The 22,200-nt window shown below is 30.9% G+C and carries 17 protein-coding genes; 14 read left to right on the top strand and 3 right to left on the bottom strand.

The window, feature by feature from the left end; genetic code table 11:
- Positions 1 to 23 precede the first annotated feature (23 nt).
- The 3 genes from typA to ST1E_RS02085 are packed head-to-tail and all read left to right on the top strand — an operon-like array spanning position 24 to position 5,433.
- Positions 24 to 1,847: a translational GTPase TypA gene (typA, locus tag ST1E_RS02095; protein ID WP_015389594.1), complete on the top strand. Its 1,824-nt coding sequence runs from the start codon at positions 24 to 26 to the stop codon at positions 1,845 to 1,847.
- Positions 1,848 to 1,893: 46 nt separating this feature from the next.
- Complete coding sequence (polA, locus tag ST1E_RS02090; RefSeq protein WP_015389593.1) at positions 1,894 to 4,602, top strand: DNA polymerase I; 2,709 nt, start codon at positions 1,894 to 1,896, stop codon at positions 4,600 to 4,602.
- Positions 4,603 to 4,620: 18 nt separating this feature from the next.
- Positions 4,621 to 5,433 (top strand): ZIP family metal transporter, encoded by an 813-nt coding sequence (locus tag ST1E_RS02085; protein ID WP_015389592.1) that lies wholly within the window; start codon positions 4,621 to 4,623, stop codon positions 5,431 to 5,433.
- 6 nt (positions 5,434 to 5,439) lie between these two features.
- On the opposite strand, the gene ST1E_RS02080 is transcribed toward ST1E_RS02085, so the two are convergent.
- The gene (locus ST1E_RS02080; protein WP_015389591.1) at positions 5,440 to 6,117 is read right to left on the bottom strand and encodes an epoxyqueuosine reductase QueH; all 678 of its coding nucleotides are present in this window, start codon (positions 6,115 to 6,117) and stop codon (positions 5,440 to 5,442) included.
- Positions 6,118 to 6,171: 54 nt separating this feature from the next.
- The gene (gene rho / locus ST1E_RS02075) at positions 6,172 to 7,428 is read right to left on the bottom strand and encodes a transcription termination factor Rho (RefSeq protein ID WP_015389590.1); all 1,257 of its coding nucleotides are present in this window, start codon (positions 7,426 to 7,428) and stop codon (positions 6,172 to 6,174) included.
- A 639-nt stretch (positions 7,429 to 8,067) separates the two neighbouring features.
- Between rho and ST1E_RS02070 the strand changes: the two genes are divergently transcribed.
- The 6 genes from ST1E_RS02070 (at position 8,068) to trmD (ending at position 14,036) form a co-directional block, all read left to right on the top strand.
- Positions 8,068 to 9,066 (top strand): 2Fe-2S iron-sulfur cluster-binding protein, encoded by a 999-nt coding sequence (locus tag ST1E_RS02070; RefSeq protein WP_015389589.1) that lies wholly within the window; start codon positions 8,068 to 8,070, stop codon positions 9,064 to 9,066.
- Positions 9,067 to 9,423: 357 nt separating this feature from the next.
- Positions 9,424 to 12,045 (top strand): alanine--tRNA ligase, encoded by a 2,622-nt coding sequence (alaS, locus tag ST1E_RS02065; protein WP_015389588.1) that lies wholly within the window; start codon positions 9,424 to 9,426, stop codon positions 12,043 to 12,045.
- Between the two features lie 7 nt (positions 12,046 to 12,052).
- The gene (locus tag ST1E_RS02060; RefSeq protein WP_015389587.1) at positions 12,053 to 12,337 is read left to right on the top strand and encodes a sulfurtransferase TusA family protein; all 285 of its coding nucleotides are present in this window, start codon (positions 12,053 to 12,055) and stop codon (positions 12,335 to 12,337) included.
- Between the two features lie 76 nt (positions 12,338 to 12,413).
- Positions 12,414 to 12,671, top strand: coding sequence for a 30S ribosomal protein S16 (rpsP, locus tag ST1E_RS02055; protein ID WP_015389586.1), 258 nt, complete (start codon positions 12,414 to 12,416; stop codon positions 12,669 to 12,671).
- On the top strand, positions 12,664 to 13,275 hold the full coding sequence (gene rimM / locus ST1E_RS02050) for a ribosome maturation factor RimM (RefSeq protein WP_015389585.1): 612 nt from the start codon (positions 12,664 to 12,666) through the stop codon (positions 13,273 to 13,275). The genes rpsP and rimM overlap by 8 nt, the downstream gene beginning before the upstream one ends.
- Positions 13,275 to 14,036 carry a tRNA (guanosine(37)-N1)-methyltransferase TrmD gene (gene trmD / locus ST1E_RS02045; protein ID WP_015389584.1) on the top strand — a complete coding sequence of 254 codons (762 nt, stop codon included), beginning with the start codon at positions 13,275 to 13,277 and terminating at the stop codon, positions 14,034 to 14,036. Before rimM ends, trmD begins: the two co-directional genes overlap by 1 nt.
- A 48-nt stretch (positions 14,037 to 14,084) precedes the next feature.
- Here the strand turns inward: trmD and ST1E_RS02040 are convergent, their stop codons facing one another.
- On the bottom strand, positions 14,085 to 16,958 hold the full coding sequence (locus tag ST1E_RS02040) for a valine--tRNA ligase (RefSeq protein WP_015389583.1): 2,874 nt from the start codon (positions 16,956 to 16,958) through the stop codon (positions 14,085 to 14,087).
- A gap of 291 nt (positions 16,959 to 17,249) precedes the next feature.
- Between ST1E_RS02040 and ndk the strand changes: the two genes are divergently transcribed.
- The 5 genes from ndk to ST1E_RS02015 all read left to right on the top strand — a co-directional run bounded on the left by ndk (position 17,250) and on the right by ST1E_RS02015 (position 22,187).
- A complete protein-coding gene (ndk, locus tag ST1E_RS02035; RefSeq protein ID WP_015389582.1) occupies positions 17,250 to 17,684 on the top strand; it encodes a nucleoside-diphosphate kinase in 435 nt (144 codons plus the stop codon).
- A 23-nt stretch (positions 17,685 to 17,707) separates the two neighbouring features.
- Entirely contained in the window at positions 17,708 to 18,844 is a 1,137-nt protein-coding gene (gene rlmN / locus ST1E_RS02030; protein ID WP_015389581.1) for a dual-specificity RNA methyltransferase RlmN, read from the top strand.
- A gap of 121 nt (positions 18,845 to 18,965) precedes the next feature.
- Positions 18,966 to 20,231 (top strand): flavodoxin-dependent (E)-4-hydroxy-3-methylbut-2-enyl-diphosphate synthase, encoded by a 1,266-nt coding sequence (ispG, locus tag ST1E_RS02025; protein ID WP_015389580.1) that lies wholly within the window; start codon positions 18,966 to 18,968, stop codon positions 20,229 to 20,231.
- 19 nt (positions 20,232 to 20,250) lie between these two features.
- Positions 20,251 to 21,561, top strand: coding sequence for a histidine--tRNA ligase (gene hisS, locus ST1E_RS02020; protein WP_015389579.1), 1,311 nt, complete (start codon positions 20,251 to 20,253; stop codon positions 21,559 to 21,561).
- Complete coding sequence (locus ST1E_RS02015; RefSeq protein ID WP_015389578.1) at positions 21,558 to 22,187, top strand: YfgM family protein; 630 nt, start codon at positions 21,558 to 21,560, stop codon at positions 22,185 to 22,187. The genes hisS and ST1E_RS02015 overlap by 4 nt, the downstream gene beginning before the upstream one ends.
- Positions 22,188 to 22,200 lie beyond the last annotated feature (13 nt).

Below are 22,200 nucleotides of genomic sequence, written 5' to 3'. Positions count from 1 at the left end.
ATAAATATTTTTAAGGATTACATATGACTCGTGCTTTACGCAATGTAGCCATAATAGCACACGTTGATCACGGTAAAACTACATTAGTTGATCAATTATTAAAGCAATCTGGTATTTTTAGAAAAAATCAAAATATCGTTAAACGTGTTATGGACTCTAATGCTTTGGAAAAAGAAAGAGGTATAACCATTTTGTCTAAAAATTGTGCAGTAGAATATCAAGGTGTACACATAAATATTATAGATACTCCTGGACATGCCGATTTTGGTGGTGAAGTTGAACGTGTTTTATCCATGGTAGATGGTGTTTTATTACTTGTGGATGCCGTAGAAGGTCCTATGCCACAAACAGTATTCGTTACTAGAAAAGCCTTGGCTTTAAACTTGAAACCAATTGTTGTTGTCAACAAAATAGATAGGCCTGGAGCTCGTCAAGATTTTGTTATTAACGAAGTATTTGACTTATTTGATCGCTTAGGAGCTACAGAAGAACAGTTAGATTTTCCAATAGTATATGCTTCTGGATTATCAGGTTATTCTGGTGACACACCTGATGTTAGATCGGGTGATATGAGTGCATTGTTTAATGCAATTTTAAAGTATGTGCCTGAACATAATAATTCCTCTGACGGCCCATTCCAGATGCAGATAGCTTCTATAGATTATAGTTCTTATGTCGGCAAGATTGGAATAGGAAAGATAAATCGTGGTATTTTATATCCAGGCATGGATGTTGTTATGAAGCTAGGGCATGATGGAATACCTGAAAAATCTCGTGTCAATCAAATATTAAAATTTTCAGGACTTGAGAGAATTTCTGTAGACAAAGCAGAGGCTGGTGATATTGTTCTTATAAATGGAATTGAGAATATAGCGATTGGCACTACCTTGACTGATATTAATCACGTAGAAGCATTACCAGTGTTACATATTGATGAACCTACTTTAACAATGAATTTCATGGTTAACACTTCTCCCTTAGCTGGGAAAGAAGGTAAATTTGTAACTAGTCGACAGATATTTGATCGTCTATCATTAGAGCTAAAATCTAATGTTGCGTTACGCGTTTCTACGACAGATGATGATACTGTATTTGAGGTTTCGGGTAGAGGTGAACTGCATCTCACTATTCTACTAGAGACAATGCGTAGAGAAGGTTATGAGCTTGCCGTTTCCAGACCAAATGTAGTTTATAAAGATATTGATGGCGTAAAAAATGAGCCTTATGAAGATTTGACAATATATGTTGATGACATTTACCAAGGTAGTGTTATGGAAGAATTAGGTCGACGTAAGGGTAATTTACAAAACATGTTGCCTGATGGATTAGGGAAGACCAGATTAGAATATATAATATCAGCGCGTTCACTAATTGGATTCCAGAATGATTTTATGACACTAACTCGTGGTAATGGCATAATGAGCCATGTTTTTCGAGAATATGCTCCGGTTAATGATGTTTCTAACTGTGGTAGACGTAACGGTGTCTTAATTAGTCAATATCCTGGTACTGCTGTGGCTTATGCTTTATGGAAATTACAGGATCGAGGAAGAATGTTCGTCAATCCTGGTGATGTATTATATGAAGGAATGATAGTTGGAATACATAGCAGAGATAATGATCTAGTAGTTAATCCTACTAAAGAAAAACAGTTAACAAATATACGTGCTTCTGGAACAGATGAGGCTATACGTTTAATACCTCCAGTTCAGTTGTCTCTAGAATATGCTATTGAGTTTATAGAGGATGATGAATTAGTTGAAATTACACCAAAGTCTATTAGATTAAGAAAACGTTATTTACAGGAACATGAGAGACGCAAGGCTAGTCGTGAGCGTAATAGTTAAACATTATTCTTTTATCAATTGTTATTAAATACCTAATTTGTAAATTATGTCTGAAAAGCTATTATTATTAGACGGTTCTAGTTACTTGTATCGTGCTTTTTATGCCATGCCTGATTTGCGTAACTCAATGGGCGAGCCTACAGGAGCTATATATGGTGTTACTAATATGGTTCGTAAACTAATTTCTGATCATAAGACAAATTATATTGCTTGTGTTTTTGATTCTTCAGAACAAACTTTTAGAAAAGATATATTCCCTTCTTATAAGGCAAATCGTGTATCTATGCCTGAAGATTTAGTTAGACAAACAAAGCATATTTATAAAATAATAGAAGCCCTAGGGTTGCCTATTTATTATTCAAATAAGTTTGAAGCAGATGATATTATTGGATCTATAGCCACAAAAGTCTTAAAAATATCCAACTTTGACATTATGATATCATCTGGTGATAAAGATTTATCACAGTTAGTTAATAATCGGGTATCTATAGTTAATACCATGAATAATGAAATTTTAGATGAAAATGGGGTAATAAGGAAATTTGGTGTTCCTCCTCATCTAATTGTAGATTATCTTATGTTAATTGGTGATTCTGTAGATAATGTGCCAGGTGTTAAAAATATCGGACCTAAAACTGCTGTAAAGCTTTTGAATAAATATGGATCTTTAAATAATATTATATTGAATATTAACGAGATACATGGATTGGTAGGCTATAATTTACGTAATTCAATAGATAAATTTGAAATAACAAGGAAATTATTAACAGTAAAATGTGACTGTAATTTAGCTCCAGATGTAAACTCAGAAGAAGATTTTTTAATAAAATCTGTAAATAATAATATATTAATAGATCTTTATGCTAGATTCGAATTTAGTTCATGGTTAGATGATATAAAGAAAGAGCATTCTAATAGCGCTAGTATTAACGTAGAAATATCATCTATGGATTATTCATTAAGAAATATTGAGATTGTTGATAGCGTGAATTCTTTAGAATTATTTTTGTGGAATTTAAATAATTCTGAAACAGTTGCTGTTGATTTTATCTTTACTTCAACAAAAGCTATGCTATCAAAATTAGTTTCTATTTCTTGTTTTCTAAATAAAAAATTATTTTATATTCCGATGATAAATCATAAATCATCGGTCAAATACTTACAAAAGAACTATGTATTATCTTTACTTAAACCATGGCTAGAAGATTCTACTAAACAGAAGATAGTACATAATGCTAAAAGTTGTTTCCATGTTCTATATAATGAAGGTATTGAGCTAAAAGGAGTAACAGATGATGTTATGTTACAAGCATACGTCATTAACTCACATAATAATGTATCTATAGATAAGTTATCAGAGAAATTCTTGCAAGAAAAACATATCTCATATAAAGAATTATATGGAAAATGTATAGATTGCGATGATTTCACTAATTTTAGCATTATAGATGCTGCTAATTTTTCTGCTAAAAACTCTTTAATTATAATGGAGTTATATAGTGTTTTTTCTAAATTACTATCAAAAGAATCTAGTTTAAATCTAATTTATGATTTAGAAATGAAAGTATCAACTGTTCTTAGTGCTATTGAAATAAATGGAGTAGCTATAGATTCAAATAAGCTTAGAGAACATGGTATTAATATATCTGATAAAATTTCAAACTTGGAACTAGAGATATATAAAATAGTTGGTAAGAAATTTAATATAAATTCTCCGAAACAGTTGGGTAATATTTTATTTGATTTAATGAAATATCCTATTGTTAAAAAAACATCTGCAGGTATCCCATCTACTGATGAATCAGTATTAAAGAAATTATCTAATGATTTTCTATTGCCAAATATACTTCTTGATTATAGATCCTTAACTAAATTAAAATCCACTTATACTGATAAATTACCTAGTATGGTTAACATCAACACAGGTAGATTACATACTACATATTCACAGATAGGAGTAGTTACTGGTAGATTATCATCCTCAGATCCTAATTTGCAAAATATACCTGTTCGTACAGAATTAGGCAAGATGATAAGACAAGCTTTTATATCCAGAGAAGGGTATTCATTAGTATCTGCTGATTATTCACAGATAGAGCTAAGAGTTATGGCTCATGTTTCTGGCGATAACAACCTGAAGATTGCTTTTTTAGAAGGACAAGATGTGCATTCTGTGACAGCTTCTGAGATTTTTAATACAGAAGTATGTAATATTACTCAAGAGCAACGTAGGGCAGCGAAAGCAATAAATTTTGGTTTGCTTTACGGGATGGGGGTTTTTGGCTTATCGACAGCTCTAAAGATAAGTAGAAATAATGCAAAACAGTATATCGATCAATATTTTTTCCGTTACCCACTTGTAGCAAATTACATGGATGATATATGTAAAAAAGCAAAAAAATATGGATTTGTTGAAACAATATTTGGTCGTAGAATATACATTCCAGAAATATCTAACTCTTCGATACATGATCGTCAATCATCCGAACGAGCCGCTATAAATGCTCCTATTCAAGGTGCAGCAGCAGATATTATGAAAATGGCCATGGTATCTGTTCATAATTGGCTATTACAAAATAATATGAAAACCAAGATCGTGATGCAGGTTCATGATGAATTAATATTTGAAGCTCACGATACTGAAATCCTAAAACTAAAAGAAGTCTTACCTTCTTTGATGTGTGATATAGTTAGCTTTAGCGTACCACTAGTAATAGAGATTGGTATTGATAAGAATTGGTCTCAAGCACATTAAGCATAATTTATTTTAAGTATGATAATTATATATATATTGATAACTACAATTTCTAGTGGTTTGATAGCCGTATGCATGGCTAATTGGTTAACCTATAATATACTTTCAAAGTACTTACATTATATGGTTAGTTCATCGGTAGGAGTTTTCTTATCAGTATCTTTTTTGCATTTATTGCCGGAGGCGTTTAGTGATATTCCTGAACATTCTGACAAATTGTTATTGGCAATGCTAGTGTCAATAGTATGTTTTTTTATTTTAGAAAAAATATCTCTAATTAGACATAATCATCATTATGAGGGTGATGGTCATGGTCATATGCATGGTCATGATAGGCATGATGCAGGTAAGGGTGGCGTGATAATTTTGATAGGAAGTTCGTTACATAATTTTTCTGATGGTGTATTAATTGCGGCTTCTTTCATAGCATCCCCTTTGTTAGGTATTCTAACAGCCTTATCTATTATTACCCATGAAGTTCCTCATAAATTGTGTGATTTTGTGGTTCTAAGAAACGCAGGATTCAATAGGAAACGAATTTTTTGCATGATTCTTGCCTCTAGTTTCTGTTCATCTGTAGGTGGCTTATTTGGATATTTAATCCTGCAGCATGTACAGCAAATAACTCCATATGTCTTGATAGTGGCTGCTAGCAGTTTCATATACATATCTATATCAGATCTGATACCGAGAATGCATGAACAGGAATATCCAACAGAACATATTCCTCAATTAGCTTTTGTAATATTCGGAATCTTTATAACATACTTAATTACTAGTTTTAGTCATAATCACCTAGGTCAATGTAATTGTTTTATTTGTATAGCATAAGTATTTTTAGTATTTTTTATGATTTTCCATATCATAAAATTTAGTGCCAATTTGTATTCTTTCTGATCCGCGAGATATTCTATGTTTATTAGTATCTCTTAAAGAGTAAACGCATCCACAATACTCTTGTTGATAGAATTTTTCTTTCTTGCTGATTTCTATCATTCTTTGTGAACCACCTTTTTTTCTCCAATTATAAGTCCAGTAGATTAAATTTTCATATCTTGAAGCTGCTCTTATGCCTGAAAAGTTAATCTGATTCATATCTTTCCATCTGGAAATTCCCAAAGAACTTGTTATAGTATCAAAACCATTTTCATGAGCATATAAAGCTGCTCTTTCAAATCTCATATCAAAACAAACAGTACATCTTTCTCCTCTTTCCGGAGAGTTTTCTAAGCCTTTTACTCTGCTGAACCAATTATCAGTATCATAATCAGCATCTATAAAATTTATATTATTTTTCTCAGCAAACCTAATATTTTCCATTTTTCTTATTTCATATTCTTTTTTTGGATGAATATTTGGATTGTAAAAAAATATCTCATAATATATAGATGATGAAGTCATTATCTCCATGACTTCACAAGAACATGGAGCACAACATGAGTGCAGAAGAACTTTTTTAGAATTATCAGGTAATTTAATAATTGGTCTTTCTGATATTTTTGTAGTATTCGACATATAATATTATCCAAAAATATTTATGTTGTAAGTTTATATATTTGTAGTATTTTTTTACTTTTTCATCATTTCAAAAAAGTCGTTATTATTCTTTGTATTACGCATTTTATCGAGTATAAACTCCATAGATTCTATTTCATCCATATCATGAATAAATTTTCTTAAAACCCAAACTTTTTGTAAAATATCAGGTTTAATTAATAATTCTTCTCTTCTCGTTCCTGATTTATTTAAATTTATAGCAGGATATACACGTTTTTCTGCTATACGTCTTTCTAAATGTATTTCCGAATTACCTGTTCCTTTAAATTCCTCGTAGATAACTTCATCCATTCTACTACCTGTTTCTATAAGAGCAGTTCCCAAAATAGTAAGTGATCCTCCTTCTTCTATATTTCTAGCAGCTCCAAAAAATCTTTTAGGACGTTGCAAGGCATTGGCATCTACACCTCCAGTTAAAACTTTCCCAGAAGATGGAACAACAGTGTTATATGCCCTTGCTAATCTTGTTATAGAGTCAAGAATAATAACTACATCTTTCTTCATTTCGACTAATCTTTTTGCTTTTTCTATGACCATTTCAGCAACTTGTACATGTCTTGTCGCTGGCTCATCAAATGTTGAGGCTACTACTTCTCCCTTAACAGTACGTCTCATTTCCGTGACTTCTTCAGGTCTTTCGTCCACTAATAATGCTATTAACACAGCATCTGGGAAATTAGATGCAATAGCGTGAGCTATATGTTGCATCATTATAGTTTTTCCTGATTTTGGACTTGCAACTATTAAACCTCTCTGTCCTTTACCTATTGGAGAAAATACATCTAGTATCCTACCAGTGAGGTTTTCTTCGCTTTTAATATCTCTCTCTAGGCGCATATGTTGGCAAGGATGTAGAGGGGTCAAATCCTCAAACATGATTCTATGTTTAAGTAATTCAGGAGCCACGCCATTTACTTTATCAACTTTCACTAATGCAAAGTATCTCTCTCCATCTTTTGGTGTACGAACTTCTCCTTCTATTGAATCTCCTGTATGTAGATTTATTCTTCTTATTTGAGATGGAGACATGTATATATCATCAGTGCTAGCTAGATAAGATGTTTCAGGTGATCTCAGAAATCCAAATCCATCTGGCAAGACTTCTAGTACACCATCACCAAAAATTTGTTCTCCTTGTTTTGCTCGTTTTTTCATTATTGCAAACATTAATTCCTGTTTGCGTAAGCGGTTAGCATTATCTATTTCTAAGCTCAAAGCTATTTCTAGCAATTGTGAAACATGTAGCGTCTTTAGTTCGTTTAGATGCATTGCGATTATTATTTTTGATTACATATGATCATGAACTATAAATGTTATTTTTCTAAATATTAGAAAAAATTTCATCCAGCATGGTCATTAAATGGTTGATTTAACAAGTGATGTGAAAACGACATAACATAATCATGAGAGTCGTATATTTTGTAGTTGCGACTAATACTTAATCGAGTTTATCAGTAATTCATTCGGAGTCAATAATGATTATAATTTTTCAATATTTGTTATTTAATACGAAATTATGTATTTTTAGCTCAGCATTTCTTTATTTTTGCCAACCAATTTTGTATGTGCAATTACAAAATACCGCCAATTGCTAATTAATTATTAGGTTTTCTTATACATGATAATTTTTCTAAAAAATTAATTTTATTGAAATATTCTACTTAATTTTACAAAAAACCATTAAGATAGTTTTGATTAAATGTTGGTTTTTTACAAATTATCTTGGTAATTAATATGAAAGAAATGTTATTTATACAATATAAGTTTTGAATGTAATTCACAGAGCAGATTGTTTTTATTGAAGATTTTAATAAAAATCAAATCTTGATGATCGAATGCTAATTCTTCGTGCTCTATGAAAATACATCCTATTTTTAATAACATTAAATAAATTTAAATAGGGGAGTCATGAGTTTTAGTATTATTGTAAAACCAAATAATGAAAAATTTATTGCAAAAGCTGATAAATCTATATTGGAGTCAGCAATAGAATCTGGGGTATATATTCCACATGGTTGTAAAATTGGTAACTGTAATAGATGTAAATGTAAAGTTTTATCAGGTTCTTTTGAAATAAAAAATTGTTTAACAAAGGTTCCTGATGAACAGGGTAATATACTTGCTTGTAGAACGTATCCATTGTCTAACATAGTTATAGAGTGTAATGCAGTTAACCATTCGCAAAAACACAAAGGAAAAATTATATCAATAGAAAAAGTAGCAGATGACATTATTTCTTTGGATATTAAGTTGTTAAGTAAGAGCCCTTTTATTTTCCAAGAAGGGCAGTATGTAGACATGGTTTTTGATAACAATATTAGAAGAAGTTATTCAATAGCAAATTCTCCACGTATAAACAACACTGTAAATTTCCATATTCGTCATTTACCTGGTGGTTATTTTACCGATAAATTATTTGGATATAATTCTAAAGTTCTATTTCATGTAAATGATCTTATAAATCTAGAAGGACCATTTGGTGATTTTACCCTAAGGAAAAATAGCAGTAATCCAATTATATTTTTGGCTGCTGGAACTGGTTTCGCGCCAATTAAATCTATGATTGAATATATATTAAATTTTAAAAAATGGAGGCCAATATATTTATATTGGTGCGTAAGAAATATTAAGGATATATATATGAATGATCTCGTGAGTAACTGGATTCAGTTAATACCTAATTTTCACTATACTCCAGTTATTTCGAATAGTTTTTTGATAAGTGGTACTTGGAATGGTAAAATTGGTAATGTTCATGATGTGATTATGGAAGAAATACCTGATATGATAGAATATGAGGTATATGCAAGTGGATCTCCAGATATAGTTGAGTTTGCCAGGGTAAATTTTATTTCACGGTGCAATTTAATAGATTCTAATTTTTTTGCTGATCCTTTTTATACATAGATTACTAATTTTATTAATTTTGTAGAAATTTACTGTTTTATTTATTATAAAAAATAATTATGGAGTGGTAAATATTACTTTAATTCTGTTTATTCTGTATTGTTGGTACTAAATAGTTATTTTTACAATTAAATAATTAGTTAATGTGTTTATTTATGGCTTTTTTATTTTCTAGTATTATATTTAATCTAGATTATTGATTTTTTACAGTTATGTTTTGCCCTAAGAAGTTATATGTTTCTAGTATAACTACAGTAATTTTGCTAATAATTTAGTTTTTGTTTAAAGTATTTTCATTTAAACAAAATTAATGACTTGGCTCTTTAAATTTAACTTCTTTATTTAGCTAGTCTTTTAATGAAAACATCAGATATACGTATTAAGTTTTTGAAATTCTTTGAGTCGAAAGGTCATACTATACTACCTTCTTCTTCTCTTGTTCCAACAAATGATCCAACTTTGTTATTTACAAATTCAGGTATGGTTCAGTTTAAAGATATTTTTACTGGAAATGAGATTAGTAATTATAAAAGTGTTGTTACAGCTCAGCGTTGTTTTAGAGCTGGAGGAAAGCATAATGATCTAGAGAACGTTGGTTATACTGCTAGGCACCATACATTTTTTGAAATGTTGGGTAATTTTAGTTTCGGAGAGTATTTTAAGAGAGAAGCTATACATTATGCATGGGAGTTATTAACTACAGTTTATAACATACCGAAAGATAAGCTGCTTGTAACAGTATATTATGATGATGATGAAGCTTATGAAATTTGGAATAAAGAAATTGGATTAAATCCGGATTTAATTATAAAAATAGGTGATAACAAAGGATCTAAATATGCCTCTGATAATTTTTGGCAGATGGCTGATGTTGGTCCGTGTGGACCTTGCTCAGAAATATTCTATGATCATGGACCTGATGTATACGGAGGACCTCCAGGATCTGATAATGCTGATGGCGATAGGTACGTTGAGATATGGAATTTAGTTTTTATGCAATTTTATATCGATAGCAATGGTAATATTACTCGTTTAACTACGCCATGTATCGATACCGGAATGGGACTGGAAAGAATCGCTGCTGTTTTGCAAAGTGTGCACTCTAACTATGATATAGATCTTTTTAAAAACCTAATTAAATCTTCTGCTAACCTAATAAATATTAATGATTTTTCTAACAGTTCATTAAAAGTTATAGCTGATCACATTAGAGCTACCGCTTTTCTTATAGTTGATGGTGTTCTACCAGCTAATGATGGTCGTGGTTATGTTCTGAGACGCATAATCAGAAGAGCCTTAAGGCATGCTTACAAATTAGGAAAAAACAAAGTTTTTCTTTACAAATTAATTCCTGATTTGATAAAAGAAATGGGTGATGCTTATCCGGAAATAATAGCAGGTTCTGAATTAATAGTTCGTGTATTAAAACAGGAAGAAGAGAGGTTTATAGAGACATTATCAAATGGCATGAGGATTTTAAATAATAATCTAAATCATATGAAGTCCGGAGATGTGCTTAGCGGTGAGATTTTATTTAATCTATATGATACATATGGTTTCCCAGCAGATTTAACAGCAGATGTTTGTCGAGAACATGGTATTAGTGTAGACATAGATTCTTTTGAAATAGCAATGTCTAAGCAAAGAGATCTAGCTAGATTGGCTGGTAAATTCAAGAATCTAAATAATTCAATAAATTATTATGGTCCTGCTACAATTTTTGACGGGTATAAAATTTTTGATTTGTCAGCTAAGGTGGTCGCTATCTATATTAAAGGTAAATTTGTAAACAGTATAGGAATAGAGGATAGTGCTGACATTATCTTAGACAGAACTCCTTTTTATGCTGAATCCGGAGGTCAGGTCGGGGACAAAGGGTTTTTAATTAGTGACACTTCTAATTTTTATGTTAATAATACTACTTTGCATTCTAATGTTTTTATACATCATGGGTATTTGGAGTCAGGTTTTATTAGAGTAGGAGATATCCTAAGAGCTTCTATAGACATAGAGAATCGTAAAAATATTTCAAGAAATCATTCTGCAACACACATTATGCATAAAGCTTTACGTAATGTTTTGGGTACGCATGCAGTACAGAAAGGATCTTTAGTTGATTCCGAGAGAATTCGTTTTGATTTTGCTCATGATTTTCCGGTTAGTTTTGATCAAATAAAAGAAATAGAAAAAATTTCTAATGAGGAAATATTAGCTAATAGTGTAGTAAATATAAGGAATATGGACTATCATGATGCTATAAATAGTGGTGCCGTCGCTATGTTTAGTGAGAAATATGAAAATAGCGTCAGAGTTGTAAATATAGGTTCATCTTTGGAACTATGTTGCGGGACACATGTAAATAGAACTGGAGATATAGGTTTTTTAAAAATAATTTCTGAAAGTAGCGTTTCTTCTGGAATAAGAAGAATAGATGCAGTTACTGGGAACAATACCATTAAGCTCATTCAGTCTCAACAAGATATATTTTTAAGACTATCTTCTTCTTTAAATACAAATACATCTAATATAGTAACGAAAGTAGATAACCAGATTAATTATATTAAAAATCTAGAGAAGAAAATCTCCTTATTAGAGAAAAATATAGCTAATGTTATTGTTGATAATTTTGTTATAGATACTATTAAATTGATAAAAGATGTTAGTGTGTTAGTGTCAATAGTTTATGATATGGAATACAGTATTTTATGTAATATAGTAGATTCAATGAAATCTCGCTTTCAAAAAACTATAGTCTTATTAGTTGCTGTTTTACCAAATGATAAGATCAATGTTGTTTGTGGTGTTTCAAACATTATTACAAATTTGGTAAGTGCTAAAGATCTTATAAATTTAGTATTGGCTAAAACTAATGGTAAAGGTGGTGGACGTCAAAATATGGCTACTGGCAGTGGTAATAATGATGTTAGACTTCAGCACATATTAGATAATATATTTGATTTTATAAAAGAAAAAATTTAGGTCTTTTATGGAAAAGGAAAAATTCGATAAAAATAGTAATGATGATATGCATTATTATGATGATATTTTGGATGTTACCAAATTATCATGCCCAATTCCTATATTAAATACGAAAAAAGCATTATCTAAAATGGATAGTGGTAAAATTTTGCGTATTACCATTTCCTCTAATGTTGATTCATTAAATGATTTTATAATTTTTGCTAAGCAAACTGGTAATTCTATAGTTTTGAAAGAAAAATATAAAGAGAACGGATTAGAGTATACAGTAATCTATATTAGAAGGCGTTGATTTTTATTTTTTGTAATTTATACTGAATTACTGGTAGAATTAAAGGTTTTATAATTTATTAAATTTTGGAATTATTATGGTTATTATTCGTTTAGCTCGTGGTGGTTCAAAGAAGAGACCTTTTTATAGTCTGGTTGTTACAGATTCTAGAAATCGTCGTGATGGAAGATTTATAGAACGTTTAGGTTTCTATAATCCAGTCAGTTCTTCGATAGAGAATAAATTGAAGGTGTCGTTAGACAGAGTAGAATTTTGGAAAAATAATGGCGCTTGTCTATCTCCGGTTGTTGAAAGATTAGTTTCAGAATATTCAAAGAATATAAATTGTGCCTAATTACTCAGAGTCTCTTAATACTCCTAGTGATTTAGTGGATTTAGGCCGTATTGTTTCTTCATACGGCGTTAATGGCTCATTGAAAATATATCCTTATTCTGAAGATAAAAGCATTTTATTAAATATACATGATTGTTGGATTTTCAATAATAAATCTAAATCATGTGCTATAAATGATGTTAATAGTGGATTCATTTTTCATCACTACAGTATTGTAAGTGCTAAGACACATGGTAGATTTATCATAGCTAGATTTAGTGAAGATTTAAGTCGTGAAGATGCTAATGCATTACGTGGATATACAGTTTGCGTATCTAGGAGTTTATTCCCTGCTGCGAATGATGATGAGTATTATTGGATAGATTTAATTGGTTGCATGGTACACGGATATTTGGGTGAAATACCATGTTCTATAGGAGTTGTTAGCAATATTTTTGATAATGGAGCGCATCCTGTATTAATAGTTACATCTGAAAGTATTATTCAAAAGAATCATAAGAATAAATTAAACACAAAAGATATTTTGATCCCATTTGTAAAATCACACATAATTAGTGTAAATTTAGCAGACCGTTGTATTTTTACCGATTGGCAAATAGATTAATGCGTTTAGACATAATCACTTTATTTCCAGAGATTTTTGATTTTATTAAAGATATTGGGGTGGTTGGTAGAGCTTACAAAAACAAAAAATGGGAATTAAACACCTGGAACCCTCGTGATTTTACTAATAATAAAAACAGGAGAGTTGATGATAGCCCATATGGTGGCGGCCCAGGAATGGTTATTTCTGCTGAGTCTTTAGAAAATACTGTTAACTCTATAAAAGATAGACACAAGTTATCTGGACTTGATGAGGCGCCTGTTATATTGTTTTCACCAATCGGTGATACCTTTAATCAAAATCATGCTCTTAGATTATCTAGCAGTTCTGGAGTAATATTGGTTTGTGGTCGTTATGAAGGGGTTGATAAGAGGTTTATCAGTCGTTGTGTTACTCAAGAAATATCTATCGGTGATTTCATACTTTCAGGCGGAGAGATTGCTGCGCTAGCATTAATAGATGCTGTGGTAAGACTATTGCCTAATGTTCTTGGAAATAATAATTCTAAACTTTATGAATCATTTGATATAAACAACTCTGGATTATTAGATGATCATCCATACACTAGGCCAAGATCATTTAGAGGAGAGAAAGTTCCAGATATTTTACTAAATGGTAATCACAAGGACATAAACAAATGGCGCAGGGAACAATCTTTGACCATAACTTTCACACGTCGACCTGATTTAATTATAAAAGCTCGTAACCAAGGATTACTCACAAAGGATGACGAGCTTTTTATATCTAATTTAAAGAAGTAAGTGATAAGTTTATCTTAAAATTAATCATAATAGTTCCTATATGTAATTCTATTCAATAACTTCTATCTCAATGCACTTATTTCTAATACTTATCAATGTATTCTCTAGTAAATCAAGTTTAGTTTTTTCTTTTTCTACTATTTCTACTGGTGCATTTTTCAGAAAACCAATATTTCCAAGTTTTACTTTAGATTTTTCAATTTCTTGTGAAATTTTTAGTAATTCTTTATTTAGTCTAGATAGTTCTTCTTTTGGATCTATTTTTACATTTAGCATTATATGTGTTGATCCAACTACTTGTAGTGGAGCATTAATTTTAGGTAAGTCATCAACAATTTCTATTTTATCTAATTTAGCAAAATAAATTAGATAAGGTGAATTTATGCTCAATTCTTTTTTATTCCCTTTAGCTATCAGTGGTACTTTCAGTGATGGTGGTATATTCATTTTACCCCTTAATGCTCTTATAGACTCTATTTGTAATTTTAAATCTAAGAATCTATTTTCTATGTCTTGGTCCACTTCATTTATATTTACTTTTGGATAAGATTGAATACTTATACTAGTTTCATTTAAAGAAGGCATTTGTATTTTCTGCCATAACTCTTCAGTTATAAATGGCATAATAGGATGGAGTAAACGCAGAATTGTCTCGAGCACATTAAATAATGTTATCTTGGTAGCATTCTTTTGTGAATCTGTAGATTTCTGTAAATTCACTTTAGCCATTTCTAAATACCAATCACAAAACTCATCCCAGACAAATCTGTATATCGATGTTGATATGTTATCTAAACGATATTCTGAGAATCCTTTTTCAACCTCAAGAATAGTATTTTGCAATCTTGATCTTATCCACTTATCTGCGAACGAAAATTCTACATTGTCATCTATTGCTGAATGATTTTTTGCGTTCATAAGAACAAAACGAGAAGCATTCCATAACTTATTGCAGAAATTGTTATATCCCTCGCATCTTTTAATATCGAAATTTATATCGCGACCAAGTGTTGCATAAGAAGCCATAGTAAATCTTAAAGAATCTGTACCTAGGCCAGTTATGCCACTCGGAAACTGTTTTCGAGTATTTTTCTCTATACTGATAGCTTGCTTGTTATTAAACAACCCAAATATTCTTTTTTCAACTAATTTTTCTAAATCAATTCCGTCTATTATATCTATAGGATCGAGGGTATTTCCTTTAGATTTACTCATTTTTTGACCATCAGAATCACGAACAAGACCATGTATATACACATCTCTAAATGGTATTTTCCCGGTCAAATATTTTGTTAACATGATCATTCTGGTTACCCAAAAAAATATAATATCAAAACCAGTCACTAATATGCTAGAGGGGAGATATTTATTTAAATCTAATGTATCATTAGGCCATCCTAAAGTTGTAAAAGGTACTAGTGCTGACGAAAACCACGTGTCTAGAACATCTGGATCTTTTGTTAAAATTCCTGTTACTCCTAAACTCAAGGCTTCTTTATATGCTTCCTCTTCACTTCTGGCTACAAAAATCTGACCATCTTCAGAATACCAGGCCGGTATAGAATGCCCCCACCAAAGTTGTCTAGATATACACCAATCTTGGATATTATTTAACCATTGTCTGTAAGTATTTTTCCAATTCTCTGGATAGAATTTTATTCTGTTGCTCTCTACCTCTTCAAGCGCTATTTGAGCTAAACTCTTGTTATTAAAAACTTCATTATTGATATTTTTGCTAACAGAAACAAACCATTGATTTGTAATCATTGGTTCTAGAATGGCGCCAGATCGATCCCCCTTGGGGATCATAATTAAATGTTCTTCTTCTTTAACTAAAGAATTTGATTTTTTTATATCCTCAACAACAATTTTGCGAGCTTGTACACGCTCCAATCCTCGATATTTTTCTGGAACATTGTTGTTTAGATGAGCATTTTTAGTGAATATTTCTATTATAGGTAAATTGTGCCTTACTGCACATTCATAATCACTGAAATCATGAGCAGGGGTAATCTTCACACAACCAGTGCCAAAATCCATATCAACAAAATCATCAGCAATGATTGGTATTTTTTTATTTATTAAAGGAATATTAACTGTTTTACCTACAAGATTAATATATCTGTGATCTTTTGGATTTACACATATAGCAGAGTCAGCAAATATTGTTTCAGGTCTTGTCGTGGCTACTATTATTTCTTTAACTTCATGATCATGATTTTTAATAAATTCTTTTGATAATGGATAAGATATGTACCACATATAGCCATTTACTTCTTCTGTAACTACTTCTAAGTCTGATACAGCAGTAAGTAAATGTGGATCCCAATTAACTAAACGTTTTCCTCTGTAAATTAATCCATCCTTGTACAGCCTAACAAATGCCTCTATAACCCCTATGGACATTTTATTATCCATAGTGAAATATTCTTTGTCCCAATCTGCTGATACACCAAGTCGTTTTACTTGATTAGTTATAGTATTTCCAGATTGGTTTTTCCATTTCCAAATTTCTTCTATGAATTTTTCTTTACCCAAGTTAGAACGTGATATGTTCTTCTTGTCTAGTTGTCGTTCTACAACCATCTGTGTTGCTATTCCAGCATGATCAGTTCCTGGAATAAATACTGTATTGTCTCCTGACATTCGATGATATCTAACAAGACAGTCCATAACTGTTTGATTAAAAGCATGGCCCATATGTAAAGTGCCTGTTACATTAGGAGGTGGAAATTGAATTACAAAATCTTCAATATTTTTATCAGTTTTTACATATTGACCAGATTTAAAATATCCTTTTTCTTCCCACTTGGAATACCATTTTTTCTCTATAGAACTTGGGTCAAAACTCTTTGAAAAATTATCTTCATCGTTAGATAAAATATCTTTTTTCGTATATTCATTTAATACCGACTTATTCATCGAATTTAATTCCAGAAATGCATTTGAAGTGTTTTAGATATAAAATAATATCCAGTGCTTGATTTTTCTTATGTTGTTAATAAGTATTAATTAACACATATTTTCCGTATTTGTCTACGGTAATTCTTTTATAATAAACAAATTAGGCTATATATTTTATCAAATACTTGTCTTTTTTAGTATAAAAAAATAAAGTTTCTTTTGTTAAATTAACTTGATTATTCAGTTAGAATATTAGTCTATGTTTAAAACACTACTATATTATTATAAAATTTTATTGGATTAATTTTTATGTCTAAACAACGCACCTTGTCAATAATAAAACCTGATGCAGTACGTAAAAATGTTATTGGAAAGATAATAAATCGTTTTGAGGAAGCAGGATTGTATATAGTTGCTGCTAAATTTAAAAAATTATCACGTCATGAGGCGGAAAATTTTTATTATATACACAAAGACCGTTCTTTTTTCAAGGAATTAGTAGATTTTATGGTTTCTGGTCCATCATTTATCCAGGTCCTTGAAGGAGATGATGCTGTCCAAAAAAATAGAAATATAATGGGAAATACTGATCCAAAGAAAGCTGATGTTGGTACTATTAGAGCTGATTTTGCCGATAGCATAGACGCTAATGCAGTACATGGCTCTGATTCTTTAGACAATGCATCTAAAGAGATTTCCTTTTTCTTTTCTGAAATAGAAATTTGCAGTAAGGAATATGATTAATACAGAGATCACAAAATACTTTTATGAAAAATAATTCTCTTGTTAATCTAATGGGTTTGGATTATAAGTCGTTGAGTTTGTTTTTAGAAGAAAATTCTATCAAGAGCGGTTTTCGTACTGGCCAGTTGCAGCAGTGGATTCATAAATTCTCTGCTGATTCTTTCGATGTCATGACAAATATTTCTAATCAATTAAAAAACAAATTAAAAGAAATATCAAAAATAGAGGCTATGCCAATTAAAAGCGAATCCTTTTCTAAAGATGGAACAATCAAATGGCTATTTGATGCTGGAAACAGCAATGCTATTGAAACAGTTTTTATTCCTGAAAAGAATAGACGTACTCTTTGTATATCTAGTCAGGCTGGCTGTGCTGTCAATTGTGCATTTTGTGCTACTGGACGACAGGGTTTCAACAGAAATCTTAGTGCTAGCGAGATCGTGGGTCAATTATGGTCTGCTCAAAAGTCTATCAATAATAATTCAATAAAGAATGAGGATTTAGAAAATAAAAGTATAATTAAATCTAGCAATGACCAGATAACAAACATAGTTTTTATGGGGATGGGAGAGCCATTGTTAAACTATACTCAGGTTTTAAAATCAATAAAATTACTACTTGATACAAACGCATACGGTTTTTCGAGAAGAAAAGTGACGGTATCAACATCTGGGGTAGTACCTATGATTGATAAATTAGCAAGAGATTGTCCTGTCGCTCTTGCTGTTTCTTTACATGCAGCTAATGATGTTCTACGAAATAAACTAGTCCCAATAAATAAAAAATATCCTTTAAGCGATCTAATTGAGTCATGCAAAAGATATATAATGAAAGCTCCCAGAGATTTTATAACGTTTGAATATTGTATGTTGTCTGAAATCAATGATACCGATAATCATCTCAGAGAACTGATAAATCTTGTGTCGCAAATCAAATGTAAGATTAACTTAATACCATTCAATTCCTTTGCAAATTCTGAATTTAAAGCTCCAAAAATTGAGAAAATTAATTCTTTTGCTAATAAATTACTTAATAGTGGTATTATAACTACGGTGCGAAAAACTAGAGGTGATGACATATATGCAGCTTGCGGACAGTTGGCTGGTAATGTTAAAAACATAACTAAAATAGCGAAACACATTCCCCTAAAAACAATATAGTTTTTTATAAGTTATTTAGGTAAAGATTTTTTGTTTTTCTTATTGTTTTTTGTATAGTACTGAATATAGTCCAGATAAATATTTTGTTTCTATATTTTCTTTAGTTTACTTTTAATAAATAATGTCTATGACAGAACCACTAGAATACTATAATTTGAATCGTAAAAAAACCAATGCTGTTAAAGTATCGTGGAATGATAAAACTGTTATCATAGGCGGTGGATATCCTATAGTCATACAATCTATGACTAATACCGGAACAACTAATTATATTGAGACTTCTCTGCAGATTAAAGAATTATTTTTGTCTGGAGCTGAGCTGGTTCGTATAACCGTTAATTCATCAGAGGCAGCTAAATCTGTTATAAATATTAGAAATCAATTGGATAAAATTGGAATCTATGTCCCCTTAGTAGGAGATTTCCATTATAACGGTCATAAGTTATTATCAGATTTTCCTGATTGTGCCAAAGCTTTATCTAAATATAGAATAAATCCTGGAAATGTTGGTTCTGGGCATTACAAGGATGATAATTTTAGTAAGATTATAGATATTGCTTGCAAATATGACAAGCCAGTTAGAATTGGAGTAAATTGGGGAAGCATAGATAAGGATTTATTGTCCCTAAATGTAGATGAAAATAATAAACTCAAGGGAAACCAGCTAGACTATAAATTAGTAATGTTAGATACATTAATAGAATCAGCTCTAAATAGTGCTAAACAAGCAGAAAGATTGGGACTTGATAGTAATAAGATAGTTATATCTTGTAAAGTAAGTCAAGTTAGAGAACTAATATATGTTTATAATTCTCTTTCGAAGTCTTGTAATTACCCTTTGCACCTTGGTCTTACTGAAGCTGGAGTAGGTGATAAAGGAATAGTTTCATCTACATCTGCGCTATCGATATTATTGAATCAAGGAATAGGGGATACTATACGTGTTTCAATAACACCAGAAGGCAATAATCCAAGATCAAGAGAGGTTCTTATAGCAAAAGAAATTCTTCAATCTTTAGGGATTAGGTTCTACTCCCCATCAGTTATTTCTTGTCCTGGTTGCGGTAGAACTAATAGCAATTTTTTTCAAAAACTAGCCAGTGATATTGATATTTTTTTAAAAGAACATATGCCAATTTGGAAAGATTTATATCCAGGTGTAGAGAGAATGAATGTGGCTGTTATGGGTTGTATAGTTAATGGTCCTGGGGAAAGCAAAAACGCCGATATTGGTATTAGCTTGCCAGGGGATGGGGAGCTTCCTGTTGCGCCAGTGTTTATAGAAGGAAATAGAGTTACTACCCTAAAAGGTGATAGCATATCATCAGAATTTAAGGTTATAGTAACTAACTATGTTGCTACTCGCTACGGTAGATTTTCTCCATAAAAATTAAAAAGAGTTCAGTATGTCTAATAACAATAATATTTTAAATAAAATTCTAGCTATTCGTGGCATGAATGATATTCTTCCTCCTGATAGCGCCAACTGGGAATATATGGAAAGAACAATAATAGATTGGCTCCATAGTTACGGTTATATGAATTTGCGTGTTCCATTAGTAGAACATACTAGGTTATTTGAGCGCGGTATAGGATCTGTCACTGATATTGTTGAAAAAGAAATGTATTCTTTTGTGGATAGCTTAAATGGAGAATGTTTAACGATACGTCCAGAAATAACTGCTGGAATAGTTAGGGCATCTATAGAGCATAATTTTGCGTATGAAAGACCTAGAAGAATTTACTCTATAGGATCAGTCTTTAGACACGAGAGACCACAGGCTGGTCGTTACAGACAATTCAATCAAATAGATGTTGAAACTATTGGTTTTTCTGATCCTGATATTGATGCCGAATTGATTATTATGGCTTCGAGTTTATGGAAAAAACTTGAAATAAATAATATACGCCTTGAATTAAACTCAATAGGTCTACCTGAAGATAGAACGATATACAAACAAGAATTAGTTAGTTTTTTGAAAAAAAATATTGGTTCTTTAGATAAGGTGAGCATAAACAGAATGTATTCTAATCCATTAAGAATATTGGATAGCAAGAATCCTGAAATGCAAGATTTAATAAATAATGCGCCGAATTTATTTGATTTCTTATCTACAAGTGCAAGGAATCATTTTGAGAAAGTTTGTTCGTTTTTAGATAAATCAGAGATAAAATACAATATCAATAATCGCCTAGTTAGAGGATTGGACTATTACAATTTAACCGTTTTTGAATGGATTTCTAGTGATTTAGGGGCTCAAGGAACAGTTTGTGGTGGTGGCAGATATGATGGACTAATAGAGTCGCTTGGTGGTAAAAGAATTCCTGCTGCTGGGTTTGCAATAGGATTTGAGAGGCTGATAGAAATATGGAAAAAATCAAATATTAACAACAATCACAGTAAGAGTGAGTGTGATATTTATATCATCCATGATAGTTTAAAAAATCAGTTGGTTTCATTAAAAATTAGCGAGCAGTTACGCAATTTAGGTTTTTCAGTTATCTTACACAGTGGTAGAGATACTTTTAAACGTCAATTTAAAATGGCTAATTCTTGTGGAGCTCTTGTTGCTGTTATATTTGGAGAAGATGAAATAATAAACAATTCGGTTAGCATAAAGATTTTACGCAATAATTCTGATGAGGTTTTTGAGGAACAAGAAATTATTCCAATTGAAAGCTTGGTATCTTTTTTTAAAACAAGGTTTAAAAGATGAGTGATCTGACACAAAAAAATTATTTTTTAAATAGTTTTATTGGAAATAAGATTGTAAGAATATCTATTATATGTTTTCTTCTTATCGCCGTAATTTCTTCATTTGCATGGAAATCTCACTCTAAAAAAAGACTAGAAAGATCAATGGAATACTTTGAGGTCTTAAATAAAAATCTAAATCTAGATACTGTTGATGTAAATAAAGTTAAATATATCATGAATATGTTGCGTGATAAGTACCCTAATACTAATTATGCATATCTTGGAAGTCTATTAGTAGCACGCGCTTTACATGATAACGGTGATTCACAAGGTGCTTACGATGAATTAAAATGGATTCATGATAATTCTAATAGCATATTGATGAAATCTATCTCCAGCTTGCGAATCTCTTGTTTATTGCTAGATCAATGTAAATATCGTGAGTCTATTGCGTATCTGGAGAATCCTATCGACTCTTTTTTTACTTTATTCGCTGATAAAAAAGGTGATGTTTTTTTTGCGCAGAATAACATTAATGATGCTATTTATTGGTGGTCAAAAGCAATGGAATCCATAGAAGAAAATGATCCTTTATTGCCTATAATTCAATCAAAAATTGATTCGGTGGGTTTTTACAATTCTTGAAGTTTAACATACT

It is taken from the genome of Candidatus Kinetoplastibacterium galatii TCC219, assembly GCF_000340905.1.
GTDB lineage: Bacteria > Pseudomonadota > Gammaproteobacteria > Burkholderiales > Burkholderiaceae_B > Kinetoplastidibacterium > Kinetoplastidibacterium galati.
This window is presented reverse-complemented; position numbering and strand designations above follow the sequence as displayed.